This window comes from Commensalibacter sp. M0133 (genome assembly GCF_016101485.1).
Classification (GTDB): Bacteria; Pseudomonadota; Alphaproteobacteria; order Acetobacterales; family Acetobacteraceae; genus Commensalibacter; species Commensalibacter melissae.
Genome location: NZ_JACFQI010000001.1, coordinates 286,854 through 299,716 on the forward strand (window position 1 = coordinate 286,854; position 12,863 = coordinate 299,716).

The 12,863-nt window shown below is 37.0% G+C and carries 10 protein-coding genes; 5 read left to right on the forward strand and 5 right to left on the reverse strand.

Going from position 1 to position 12,863, the window contains the following annotated elements:
- The first annotated feature begins 62 nt into the window (after window positions 1-62).
- The 3 genes from glmU to H3T46_RS01320 all read left to right on the forward strand — a co-directional run bounded on the left by glmU (window position 63) and on the right by H3T46_RS01320 (window position 4,742).
- Window positions 63-1,382, forward strand: coding sequence for a bifunctional UDP-N-acetylglucosamine diphosphorylase/glucosamine-1-phosphate N-acetyltransferase GlmU (glmU, locus tag H3T46_RS01310; protein ID WP_198197187.1), 1,320 nt, complete (start codon window positions 63-65; stop codon window positions 1,380-1,382).
- Between the two features lie 16 nt (window positions 1,383-1,398).
- On the forward strand, window positions 1,399-3,222 hold the full coding sequence (gene glmS, locus H3T46_RS01315) for a glutamine--fructose-6-phosphate transaminase (isomerizing) (protein WP_198197188.1): 1,824 nt from the start codon (window positions 1,399-1,401) through the stop codon (window positions 3,220-3,222).
- Between the two features lie 236 nt (window positions 3,223-3,458).
- Entirely contained in the window at window positions 3,459-4,742 is a 1,284-nt protein-coding gene (locus H3T46_RS01320) for an aromatic amino acid transport family protein (protein ID WP_198197189.1), read from the forward strand.
- A 48-nt stretch (window positions 4,743-4,790) separates the two neighbouring features.
- Here the strand turns inward: H3T46_RS01320 and H3T46_RS01325 are convergent, their stop codons facing one another.
- Both H3T46_RS01325 and H3T46_RS01330 read right to left on the reverse strand, forming a co-directional pair.
- Window positions 4,791-6,200, reverse strand: coding sequence for a sugar porter family MFS transporter (locus H3T46_RS01325; RefSeq protein WP_198197190.1), 1,410 nt, complete (start codon window positions 6,198-6,200; stop codon window positions 4,791-4,793).
- A gap of 89 nt (window positions 6,201-6,289) precedes the next feature.
- The gene (locus H3T46_RS01330) at window positions 6,290-7,132 is read right to left on the reverse strand and encodes an undecaprenyl-diphosphate phosphatase (protein ID WP_198197191.1); all 843 of its coding nucleotides are present in this window, start codon (window positions 7,130-7,132) and stop codon (window positions 6,290-6,292) included.
- A gap of 237 nt (window positions 7,133-7,369) precedes the next feature.
- On the opposite strand from H3T46_RS01330, the gene H3T46_RS01335 reads away from it, so the two are divergent.
- Entirely contained in the window at window positions 7,370-7,831 is a 462-nt protein-coding gene (locus H3T46_RS01335) for an MlaD family protein (protein ID WP_196424695.1), read from the forward strand.
- A gap of 44 nt (window positions 7,832-7,875) precedes the next feature.
- On the opposite strand, the gene surE is transcribed toward H3T46_RS01335, so the two are convergent.
- The 3 genes from surE to H3T46_RS01350 form a co-directional block, all read right to left on the reverse strand.
- Window positions 7,876-8,640, reverse strand: coding sequence for a 5'/3'-nucleotidase SurE (gene surE, locus H3T46_RS01340; protein WP_155569203.1), 765 nt, complete (start codon window positions 8,638-8,640; stop codon window positions 7,876-7,878).
- Between the two features lie 102 nt (window positions 8,641-8,742).
- On the reverse strand, window positions 8,743-10,470 hold the full coding sequence (locus H3T46_RS01345) for a ShlB/FhaC/HecB family hemolysin secretion/activation protein (protein ID WP_198197192.1): 1,728 nt from the start codon (window positions 10,468-10,470) through the stop codon (window positions 8,743-8,745).
- Between the two features lie 21 nt (window positions 10,471-10,491).
- Entirely contained in the window at window positions 10,492-11,109 is a 618-nt protein-coding gene (locus H3T46_RS01350) for an invasion associated locus B family protein (protein WP_198197193.1), read from the reverse strand.
- A gap of 314 nt (window positions 11,110-11,423) precedes the next feature.
- Between H3T46_RS01350 and H3T46_RS01355 the strand changes: the two genes are divergently transcribed.
- Window positions 11,424-12,863: filamentous hemagglutinin N-terminal domain-containing protein (locus H3T46_RS01355; protein ID WP_198197194.1), on the forward strand; the 1,440-nt coding region annotated here is incomplete at its 3' end.

Here is a 12,863-nt window from a genome sequence, read left to right on the forward strand (position 1 = left end):
TATAAAAAGTGTAAATATTTTGATAGTATGACATAAATTTTTTACAAATATCATGACAGACAATGCATAAATTATCAAATTCCACCACGGAAACCGTTGCAGTTATTCTGGCTGCAGGAATGGGAACCCGTATGAAATCTTCAAAACCAAAGGCAATGCACCCCATTGCAGGGCTTCCAATGATACGTTTATTATTAAATCAGGTCGAAAAGGTTTTTGATCGAATTATTGTGGTTCTCGGTCCGCATATGGAGACTCTTGCCGATCTGGTAAAACCGCATCAGGTTGTAATCCAGAAGCACAGATTGGGAACCGCCCATGCTGCATTGCAGGCAGAGGCCTATTTTGGAAAGGGTATTGTCACTGTTCTAAATGCTGACAATCCCCTGATACGGGAAAATACATTACAGCGACTTATTGATGAGAAAAAAAAACCAAAAACTGATTTGGTTTTATTAGCAATGGAATGTAATGATCCCAAGGCCTATGGACGTGTGATTGAAAATAATGGTCATGTAATAAAGATTGTGGAAACACTTGATGCCTCTGACGCGGAAAAAAAAATAAAATTGTGCAATTCTGGGGTAATATGTGCGGACGCACTGTATTTTTCCAAATGGCTGAAAGAAATTGAAAATCATAATGCAAAAAAAGAATATTATATTATAGATATTGTTTCTTTAGCAGTTAGGGAACATAATGTGGTAAAGGCCCTAAGGGCTTCAGAAACGGAACTTACAGGGATCAATTCGCAATCTGAATTGGCTTTTGCTGAATCCATAATCCAAAAAAGATTGAGAAAACAGGCGATGGATAACGGGGTGACAATGATTTCACCGGAAACTGTTTTTATGTCTTATGATACCAAGATTGAAAATGATGTAATTCTTCATCCCAATATTGTTTTTGGCAAAAATGTGATTATTCGTTCAGGGGTTGAAATCAAATCATTTAGTCATCTTGAAGGGTGCGAAATTAAACAAAATGCCATAATTGGCCCATATGCTCGTATCAGACCTGATACGGTGGTGGGTCAGGATGCGCATGTCGGTAATTTTGTGGAATTGAAAGCTACAGCTTTAGGTGACGGGGCGAAAGCAAATCATCTTTCCTATCTTGGTGACAGCATTGTTGGTAAAAAGACAAATATTGGTGCAGGAACGATAACCTGTAATTATGATGGGTCGAGAAAACATAAGACGGTCATTGGAGATGAGGTATTTGTCGGTTCTGATGCCATTCTTGTTGCTCCTGTAGAAATTGGTAATAAAAGTTTAATTGCGGCAGGAAGCGTGATAACGGATGATGTTCCTGATAATGCCAAAGCATTTGGTAGGGCCAGGCAGATAAATAAAAATAGCAAGGTTACATTAAAAAACTGATATTAAAGGGAAGTTTATGTGTGGGATTGTTGGAATACTAGGGAACCAATCTGTTACTCCTCTGATTATGGAAGCTTTGCGTCGTCTGGAATATCGGGGATATGATTCAGCAGGAATTGCAATATTGGATCATGGCCAGTTAAATCGTCGTAGAGCTCCTGGAAAACTTGATAATTTATCGAAATTACTTCTGTCTTCCCCAATAAGCGGCAATCTGGGCATTGGTCATACAAGATGGGCAACACATGGAGCTCCCACGGAAAACAACGCGCATCCTCACATGACGGATCGTGTGGCTGTTGTTCATAATGGAATTATTGAAAATCATGTTGCATTAAGAAAAGAGTTGACAGAGCTAGGACAAGTGTTCAAAAGTGAAACGGATAGCGAAACAATTGTGCAGCTTGTCGATTATTATCTGAAACAGGGATGTGCACCCCAAGAAGCTGCCTTCAAGGCTTTGAAAAGGCTTGAGGGAGCTTATGCCATTGCGATGATTTTTTCCTGTGATGATAATCTTATAATCGGGGCTAGACATGGTGCCCCACTGGTTGTCGGATATGGTGATCATGAAATGTTTGTAGGATCTGACAGTCTGGCAATTGCACCTCTTACCACAAAAGTTACCTATATGCCGGATGGCGTATGGACTGTTTTGACACGAGAAGGTGCTGATTTTTTTGATATGGACGGTGGAAAAGTTGAATGTCCAATTCAAAAAACGGCGTTGATGTCAGGGGTTGTCGGTAAAAATGGTTACCGTCATTATATGGAGAAAGAACTTCATGAGCATCCAATTGTCATAGGGCAGACTTTAAGGCGGTTTGTCGATCCATCATCCCATAAAATAATATTGCCTCATATGCCATTCGATTTATCAACGTTGAAAAGGGGTATAATTACGGCATGTGGATCAGCATTTTATGCTGGTCTTATTGGACGTTATTGGTTGGAGGAATATGCCAGATTGCCCATTGATATAGATGTTGCAAGTGAAATGCGCTATCGCAATCCTCCTGTTGAAAGTCAAGGGATGGGATTGGTCATATCGCAATCAGGAGAGACTGCCGATACCTTGGCAGCCTTGAGAAATTTAAAAAATGAACATCAAAAAATAGTTTCTATTTTAAATAATGAATTCAGTACTATAGCCAGAGAAAGTGATGTTGTTCTCGGTACGGATGCTGGTGTGGAAATTGCTGTCGCTTCTACAAAAGCGTTTACAGCCCAATTGACAGTATTATCATGTCTTACACTTGTTATCGCTCGTGAGAAAAATAAGATTACCCCTGAAAATAAAAAAGTATGTTTGACTGCATTGATGGATCTTCCCAGTCGTGTTGCTGAAGTTTTGCAAATGAAAGATAAAATTCAGGAAATTGCCCATAAAATTGCCAATGCTCAAAGTGTGATTTATCTGGGAAGGGGGATAATGTATCCTGTTGCAATGGAGGGTGCGTTGAAACTGAAAGAAATCTCGTATATTCATGCTGATGCCTATGCCGCAGGTGAAATGAAACATGGCCCGATTGCCCTGATTGATCAAACGGTTCCAGTCATTGCCGTTGTGCCTTCCGGTTTTTTATTTGAAAAAACACTTTCAAATTTACAGGAAGCAAAAGCAAGGGGTGGACTTATTATTGCATTCACTGATGCAAAGGGTGCAGAGGCATTGTCAACCATTGCAGAACAGATCATTGTTTTGCCTACAGTTCATGCTTTTGTAGCGCCAATCCTTTATACGGTACCCGTTCAGATGCTTGCTTATGAAGCTGCCATTTTAAAAGGCACGGATGTTGATCAACCCAGAAATCTTGCAAAATCCGTAACTGTTGAATAATTAAGATCAATAATAGATAGATTAAGTTATATGTTCCTTAAATTATAAAATATCATTTATTTTGGGAGCATATAAAATACATATTTCAATACAAAATCACTAAGTAATCGTAACTGATATATTTTTCATATTTTCCAATTTTCCTGCGAGGGAGAGTTAAATAATATTTTTGAATTTTTTTTTCATCCGATTTATAAAGCGTTAATCATACTCAATCATAAAAAAGTAAAGCTTTAATGAAAAATAATCAAATTTTAGATAAAATGCCCAAATGGCGTTCAAGTGATACAGTTTGGATGTTGAGTCTTTATGGAACGGCGATCGGTGCAGGAGTACTTTTTTTACCGATTAACGCTGCGGCTGGTGGATTAATTCCTTTACTTTTATTGACTATTCTTGCCTTTCCAATGACATTTTATGCACATCAGGCTTTATGTAGGTTTGTATTGTCGGGATCCGAAAATGATTATGGTGATATTACCGTTGTCGTTGAAGAAAAATTTGGAAAAAAAATTGGGTATTTAATCACATTATTTTATTTTTTTGCAATATTTCCTATTTTATTGGTTTATGGTGTAAGTCTTGTTAATACTGTTCAAAGTTTCATGCAACATCAACTTGGATTGATACCACCGCCCAGAGCGTTGACTTCGTTTTTTTTAATCAGTTTTTTGATAATGATCGTTCAGTGTGGTGAAAATCTGATAGTCAAAATAATGTCGACCCTGGTCTATCCATTTGTTGCAATTTTAATATTGATTTCTTTATTTCTTATTCCACATTGGAACCTGAATCTTTTCAGGGATATAAGTTTATCTGGAGCATCACAGGAGGGAGGCAATGGAATGTTTCTAACATTATGGCTGACTATACCTGTTGCGGTTTTTGCATTTAATCACTCACCGATTATTTCTTCCCTAGCTGTTACGAAAAGCAAAGAGTATGGTAGATGGGTTGAACCAAAATGTTCACAGATTATCAAATACAGTAATTTGATGATGGTTGTTACAGTATTATTTTTTGTATTTAGTTGTGCTTTATGTCTGAGCCCAGCCAATTTAATTGAGGCGAAAAAGGCAAATATCACCATTCTTTCCTATTTGGCTAACCACTTCCATACCCCTTTGTTAAAATTTATAGCGCCAATCGTTGCTTTTGTAGCAATTTGCAAATCCTTTCTTGGCCATTATCTTGGGGCGAAGGAAGGATTTAATGGGGTTTTGGAAAAATCATTATATCATTTTTTTGGGAAAAACATTTCCCGTAAAACTTTGGATCGATGTGCGTTATTTTTTGTATATGTAGTTACATGGTTTGTTTCAAGCAATAATCCCAGTATTTTAGGTATTATTGAATCCATTGGTGGACCAGTTCTTGCTGTTATTTTATTTATTCTTCCTATGGTTGCCATTCACAAATTACCTGAATTGGCAAAATTTAAAGGAAAATCAAGCAATATTTTTATAACCATAATGGGATGTATCGCTATATCAGCCGTTATTTATCAATTTTTTATTTGAACGGATTTCATTAAAGCGATCTATTATAAAATGCTGATTATAAAAAATCTATCTGCCAATTTTTCTTAAGGGTTGACCTTCCATTAAATTTTCTTCGATTTGCTCCAGACTAATATTTGACGTTTCAGGTACAAATGCGAAAATGAAAACGATAAAAATCAGATTTAGGCAGGCATATAACAAAATGGTGTGTGAAGCACCGAATGTATTGATCAATGTCAAGAAAGTGAATCCCACCCAAAAATTTGCCAACCAATTTACCACTGTTGAAACAGCAATCCCAAAATCACGTCCTTGCAAAGGTTGTATTTCGGAACATATCGTCCAGATTAAAGGCCCTGCAGACATGGCAAAACCGATAATAAACATTAGTAGCATTGTAACACAGCAATATTGAAGATAAGGATTTGTTTGGATATTATTATCTAAAAGAAAACTGACAGACCCTAATCCAATCGCCATCATCGTAAAACCGATATACAATATTGGTTTTCGACCCGATTTATCACATATTCCGATGGCAAGAAAGGTTGCGAAAACATTTACCAGACCAACTAAGGCTGTAAACCATAACCGTGCATGACCGTGATATCCCATATTGGCAAATATGCGAGGGGCATAATACATAATAACGTTCATGCCTGTAAATTGCTGTATAATCTGTAAACAAATACCCAATAGAACAGAACGTTTGAAATTTGAGTTATAGAGAAATAAATAAAATCCTTTTTGGGAATTTTCCAGTTGCATTTCAATATTTTTAATTTCTCTCTTTATTAGGGTATTATCGTTATTTCTAATAGAGGATAAAACATTATAGGCTTCTTTTCTTCGACGATGCATTAATAACCATCGTGGGCTATTTGGTAAGATTAGAAGACCCAGTAAAAATATGGTTGCGGGAACGGCCAAAATTCCCAGCATCCATCGCCATGCTCCATAATATCCGAATATAGTGTCGGAAATGAATGCCATGAATATTCCTACTGTAATCATTAATTGGTAGGTTGATATCATTGCACCTCTTTTTTCTTCCGGTGCAATTTCAGCCAGATACAATGGGGCAGTCATACTGGCGATACCGATTGCAAATCCAAGAACAAATCGCCACATGATGAGGTCAGAAACACTATTGGACAGGGAACAACCTATCGAAGCGGCGATAAAAAAGGTTGCACTTACGATCAAACAGCGATTTCGTCCAAATTTTGCTGATGCCCAACCGCATATTAAAGCACCAAAAGCGGCTCCAAACATCATGATACTAACTATTTTTTCAATATCATGGTCATTTGCTGAAAATTCAATTTTAATAAAATCATTTGCGCCAGCCATAACACCAATATCTAGGCCAAATAAAAGTCCGGCCAATGAAGCAAATAGATCAATTATAAAAAGGTTGTTAGGAGAAAAAAAATTCTTTTTGTTTTTTTTAAAGGAAAGATCCGAGGGTTCCATTTTTCCTCCCGAAAAATTTATTTGTTCCTTCTTTATTTAAAAACTTGTTTGATAATCATCACAATTCACATAAATGTGAAGTGATTTATTTAATACATCAATACAACAAAACCTATTATGCCTAATGCACAACAATAATATCCAAATGGTGTTAGAGCCCATTTCTCATTATTTTTGAAATATTTCATAAGAAATGCTGTACTTAGAAGTGCTGTAATACATCCGATGATTGTCGCAATACCCATATGTAAAATATTGTCAAAAGGAATTTGCTGTTTGTAGATTTTCCAGCTTTGATGAGCAGAAGCTGCCAAAATTACCGGAAGAGCCATTAGAAAGGAAAATCTTGCAGAATTTTCATGAGATAAATTTCGAAGTAATCCAGACACAATGGTTGACCCCGAACGTGATATTCCCGGAAAGAAAGCTAGACATTGAAATAATCCAATAAATAAAGCATCTTTTACTTTTAAGTCAGCTATTGCAATCGTTTTGTCTACCGATATATTTTTTCTGAGTTTATCAACTATAAAAAGCATTATTCCGTTACATACCAAGAAAATTGACACTATATCGGGTGTCGAAAAAAGGTTTCTGATCAATTTTTCAAAAAAGGCACCGATGAATATTGCGGGTAAGGTGGCAACAATAAGAAGAGAAAAAATATAAAAACTTTGACGTTGTATTTCTTTTCCATCCTTACCTAATGCACCCTTGAAAAGGGCACTCCAATCTTTCCAGAAAAATATTAGAAGAGCGAAAGCGGTGCCGAAATGAAGCATTACCATAAATGGCAAAAATGTTGGATCTTGAGCGTGAATTTGCCATCCTAGCAGAGCGGGGATTAAAACGGCATGACCAAGACTGCTGACAGGAAAAAGCTCCGTTGCACCTTGTAGAATGGCAATAAAAATGGCCTGAAGAAAAGACATGAAGTAACCTTTTTTCGATATTATAAATCGTTTAATATATTTTATCAGGCATTTTAAAAAATTAAATCATATAGTTATTGATCAATACGTATTATTAGAAAATAATAATTCAGAGATTTAAGGGATCATGACAATTTCAAACATTGAAAATTAATAGTGTATTTTGACGTTTTATTTTATTTTTTAAAATTATATTATTTATTGATGTTAGGTTGGAATGATAAAGGGTAGATGTTAATGATTAAACAAAGAAATGTTAGTGCATATATGGCTAGCACTTTTGTTTTGATAATTGCTATCGGATTTTATGCATATTCTAGATTTATATTATTTGGAACCGGAGAGGATCGATATACTATCGAAGCTCAATTTTTTTCTTCCAATACGGTTAACCCTGGTGGAAAGGTTATTTTATCGGGTATTCCAGTTGGGGTTATAAAATCCATCAATCTTAATAAAAAGACATTCATGTCCGAAGTTAAAATGGATATTAACAAAAACATTCATTTGCCCACTGATAGCCAGTTTGTCATTTCATCAATCAGTATGACGGATGATGGCGTTATAATCATTAAACCAGGAAAAAACAGAGATTTTATCAAGGCTGGAAATAAAATCAGTAATACAATGCCTTATGTTAGTCTGGAACAGCAAATCAGTAATTATATTTTCGGAAGTATGAGTGTCGCATCACAATAATAATGAATTGAATATTATTACTTGCAATGCGACGAATTTTGAATTTATTTCTTGAGTTGATTCAATAAATCAAAATCTGTTCTTTCATATGTCAGAGGAGTGATTGAAATTGATTTATTATTGATGGCTTGTGTTTCCGTTCCTATTTTATCTTCCTTGATTGGTCTGTCAAAATTAAGCCAGAAATATTCGTTTTGTCGTAAATCTTTTCTTTTAACTGGAACAATATTCTCGATATATCCCAATCCTTGTGTCGTGTATTCTATTGTATTCACTTCATCATATTGGCAATCGGGAAAATTGATGTTGATACACCCATTTTTTAAATTCTTTTTATGTTCTAAAATTTGTTCTATAATTTTTGCACCGAAATACTCCGCTGTATTCCATTGAACAGGATACCCATCTCTAAAATTCTGACTAAGAGCAATTGAAGGTATTCCCAATAAGGCACCTGTCATTGCTGCGCCAACAGTACCTGAAAATATGGTTTCAATACCAAGATTGCTTCCCCGATTCACGCCAGATAAAACCAGATCAGGACGTTGGGGTAAAATTTCTTGAATCCCCATTACAACACAATCACCCGGTGTACCGGATATTGCAAAATGATTATTTGATTTTTCCATTATGCGTAAAGGGTGATGAATACTTATAGATTGAGCAGTCCCGCTTTGATCCCGCTCTGGAGCAATAACCCAGATTGTCTTGGCAATTTTCGATGCTATGTTTTCCAGAATTTTTAAGCCAGGTGCATCAATGCCATCATCATTTGTTAAAAGAACATTATTTAATAGTTGAAAATTCATTTTTAATCCGATTATTATCTATTCAATTTGAATGAAATATTAACGGTAAAGGGTAAATTATTTTATGGGTAAAAACCATACCCATAAAATGAATAGATCAAATTACAGTCTGACACCGACATTGAAAAGTGCAATCCATCCTTCTGGAGGAAGACCCGCCGTTGTGAGCGCGTGTGTAAGGGAGGCGTTCCAGAATATATTGCCTGAGGATTTGCGAATACCGAAACCTGCACCGGCAAGGTTGCCTCCTTTTTCTGTTTTTGGCATATCGCTGTATGTAAATACACCCCGTGTCATTCCGACATCGAGAATACCGTAGAGTTCGGTATTTTTAATCAGGGCGTTGCAGAAGAATTGATATCCGCCACAATCCATATTTTTTGTGGGAATGAACCATGAGAGGTCATTACGCATGTAAATTCCTGCATTTCCGATCATGGTTTGTTGCATAAAACCTCTGACCGTATAGGGTCCGCCAATTTGCATTTGCTCATTCGCATATTGGTTTTTAGTGCTATATTCCCCGTGGATGGAAGTATGCCACATAAAATTATCGACGATAGGTTGATATCCATCGATATCCAAACTTGGCTTTACATATTGCGTATGGGGATTATATCGACCTGAGTTATCGATCCAGGACTTTCCTCCCATTGCCCCCCCCAAACCGATTTTCATTCCGACACTGACATACCATGTTCCACCCCAAAGATGCATTGACTCACTGGCATTAAGATTCAGGAAGGAGAGTTTTGCACTTTGCGTGTTCATTTTGGAATGATTGAGATAACTGTCAAAGGATTTCAGCTCATAGGTAGCTTGTAATGTTGTAACACCGATTGAATTACGAGCGACAACTCTCGAGGCACCGATATGGAAATCTTTTTGGGTTGAATCATATCGTCCTTGTCCTGGCCAGTTGAAATGTAGACGATAGAAATCGTCATAGCGATACCATCCTCCAAAGAATGTCCATGGTCCCAGAGGGATTGAGCCTTCAGCGGTAAAAAAGGAATTGTGTCCATCTCCCTGACGTGAATTGAGTGAATGATCATATTCTACAGTCCACATATCCAATAATCCGAAAAGGTCTTCGGCAGTAATCATGGTTCGTCCGATAGTTCTTCCCGAATAGCTTTGTCCATTATTGTCAACTGTCAGCTGACCATGAAGAATGCCTGGATCATGGGCATTGATTTTAACCACTGATGTGCCCGGCTTTTGACCAGGTGAAATTTTCATTGTGGCAGCCCAGTCAGGCAGACGGTTCATCTGATCCATTCCCTGTTCCAGATCCCGCAGGTTTAGAATTCCGCCCTTAACCCATGGAAAAGCCATGGTTTCATGGTTTTTTGCAGATACTCCCTCGAATTGGAAGTCTGAAATTTTTCCATCCACCACAACGATATGCAATTGACCTGACTTGAGATCTTGTTGAGGCAAATAGGCCCGAGTTGTTACAAATCCATGATCAATATAGGCCTTATTGAGCTTGTTTAGGACAGTATTCATATCATCAAGGGACATGCATTTGTTTTGCCATGGTCTGGTGATATGGTTGACTGGCAGTTGTGAGAGGTTTTGTGTGTTAACGACGATGATGGAATTGATATGCACACATGCCCTACCATGCAATGCAGGGGCCTGATCCTGGTTTACCTGTACATTGCTGGAGGGTGGAGGTAGGGTCTCCATTAAATGTTGTCGTTCTTTATGTTGCAGATATTGTTGATATTGATTAAGATTTTGTGCAAATCCCTGTATGTTTATAAAAAAAATACAGGGAACGACGATTAAGAATAATCGTAGATATACAGCCTTAAAATTCATTTATCTTGTATCTGGATGGAATTACGGATTTTTCTTGTTAACCATCTCATCCATTGTTTTAAGAATGGAAGGAACATTATCGATATTAAAATTAATGGTTAATGTTGTTCCGTTGATGCGATGAATGACCAGATGGGCCAGTTTGTTTTTAGTCAATAGTTGTTGAAGATCATTATCAATAACTTTGGTTGCGATACATCCGTTTGTCGTACAGGCAGCCCAAGGCAATTCGACAGGTTTTGCACGATCGAAAGTTAAATTGGCTGGACTTTGTAAAGAGAATCCGAGGGGAACAACCACTGTAAATTGAAAGGGTACAGGCTTTGACAAATCGTTACTTTGCTTAACTTTTTCCAACAAAAGAGAGGCGATAGGGCTTTGACTGTTGTTGGGCCCTTTGGTTAATAGATTTTGTTGAGCGATACATCCCTGGGATACGGTTTTATTGTTCTGTTCCGCGGCGTTTGGATAGGCACAATGAATATCCCAGCTGCCTATTCTTTGATTTACGGTAATGGGGGAAATTGCAGAAATATTTTTACTACCAGATGCTTGTTTACTTGTTTTTTCTGCAGCGAATCCATGAGTGGAATTTAACAAAGCGATTGTAAGAGCGCTTAATAAAAGCAATTTTTTCATAAAAAACCCTAACCTTAAAATATTGACCGCTATTCCCACAATTATTTATGGAAAATTGGTTTAAATAAAAAATAATAAACACTGTGTTATATTAAAAAAATAAAATTTTCATGGTTATAAAATTATAATAATACTAAAACTTATCAACGGTTTTCGATTATATATAAAATTATTCTTTTTAAAATACATTTTTAATAATTTTAAATAAAAAATTATTGTTGCTTCGATCTAAATTATATATATCATATCAAGCTTTGATTAATTCTTAGAATTTATTTTTAAATATTTATTTTAGTATTCCTATTAGGTACCCTATGTTTAAAACTAAATATAATCCCTTTTATATTTCTCGATTTTTGCTAATAAAACGTCTAAAATACACGATTGTGACGGGATTATTTTTGGGAGGGAACCTTTTTTCTACCTTTCCAGTTTATGCCGGGCCCAGGCCCGCTTCTAATATAGTGGTTGATCCGACAGCCCCGGTAAATAAACGGCCATCTATTGATATAACTAATAATGGAATTGATCAGATCAATATTGCACATCCAAATAATGCTGGTGTTTCACATAATCTTTTCAACCAGTATAACGTTAATGAATCTGGTCAGATTTTAAATAATTCCTCCACAATAACCAAGACAAAACTGGCTGGTCAAATCACGGGCAATCCCAACCTGAATGATAATCATAATGCTAATTTGATTATTAATGAAGTGACTGGCCGTTCTCCAACCAGATTGCTTGGATATACTGAAATCGCAGGTAAACAGGCTGCCTTGGTTATTGCCAATCCCAGTGGAATCACTTGTGCGGGGTGTGGATTTGTCAATACGACAAGAACCTCTCTTGCAACAGGTAAGACCCAGTTTGATCAGGAAGGCCACCTGCAGTCTATCAATATAAATGATGGAGAAGTGGCATTTGAAGGAAAAGGCGGGAATTTTGCAGAAGTTCCCGTTTTGGATATTATCAGCCGCAAAGTTAGGATTGAAGGACCTGTAAATGGTCAGGATATTAAAATCACCGCAGGACGCAACACTTATGATTATATAAATGGAACTGCAACGGCGCAAGAACCAGATAACAGTCAAAGACCAGAATTTGCTATTGATACATCTGTATTGGGGGGTATGACGGGCAATCATATTCAAATGATGGTTAACGAAAAGGGAGCCGGAGTCCGTGTAGATGGCCGTATGGCATCTACGGCTGGCGACATGCAGCTGACTGCTGATGGAAAATTGCTTATTAATGGTGAAATGTCAGCCCGCAACAATTTACGTGCCAAAATTGATATTGTTGAAAATACAGGGACGATAGGGGCTGACAAACAGCTCTCTTTGCAGGCGAATTCCTTGACAAATTCTGGAAAGATTATTGCCAATGGAAATGATAGGAATCAACTTTCAATCCGAGATAATCTAACAAATTCCGGATCGATTCTAAGTCAGGCAGAATTACAATTGACTGCGCAAAACATCAATAATACCCAATCAGGTATGATTAACTCCCAACAAAATCTTTTCCTGTCCGGCCATGATGTAGTGAATAATGGGCAAATGAATGCTGTGAATGGATCTTTACAGGGAAATTTTCAGGGGAATGTAACTAATCATGGCACCCTTGTTTCCAACAATATGGTAAATCTTTCTGCGGCTGGTCGTTTTGACAACAGTTCTGGCCAGATTGGCTCTCTGAGCAAAGGTGATGTTACGGTTCATGGCGGGGATATCAATAACCAGTCCGGCCTG

What these genes read in the sequence shown, in the direction of transcription:
- H3T46_RS01345 (WP_198197192.1), bottom strand. Translation starts at nt 10,470, where the DNA reads ATGAATTTTAAGGCTGTATATCTACGATTATTCTTAATCGTCGTTCCC.
- H3T46_RS01330 (WP_198197191.1), bottom strand. Translation starts at nt 7,132, where the DNA reads ATGTCTTTTCTTCAGGCCATTTTTATTGCCATTCTACAAGGTGCAACG.
- surE (WP_155569203.1), bottom strand. Translation starts at nt 8,640, where the DNA reads ATGAATTTTCAACTATTAAATAATGTTCTTTTAACAAATGATGATGGC.
- H3T46_RS01325 (WP_198197190.1), bottom strand. Translation starts at nt 6,200, where the DNA reads ATGGAACCCTCGGATCTTTCCTTTAAAAAAAACAAAAAGAATTTTTTT.
- glmS (WP_198197188.1), top strand. Translation starts at nt 1,399, where the DNA reads ATGTGTGGGATTGTTGGAATACTAGGGAACCAATCTGTTACTCCTCTG.
- H3T46_RS01335 (WP_196424695.1), top strand. Translation starts at nt 7,370, where the DNA reads ATGATTAAACAAAGAAATGTTAGTGCATATATGGCTAGCACTTTTGTT.
- H3T46_RS01320 (WP_198197189.1), top strand. Translation starts at nt 3,459, where the DNA reads ATGAAAAATAATCAAATTTTAGATAAAATGCCCAAATGGCGTTCAAGT.
- glmU (WP_198197187.1), top strand. Translation starts at nt 63, where the DNA reads ATGCATAAATTATCAAATTCCACCACGGAAACCGTTGCAGTTATTCTG.
- H3T46_RS01350 (WP_198197193.1), bottom strand. Translation starts at nt 11,109, where the DNA reads ATGAAAAAATTGCTTTTATTAAGCGCTCTTACAATCGCTTTGTTAAAT.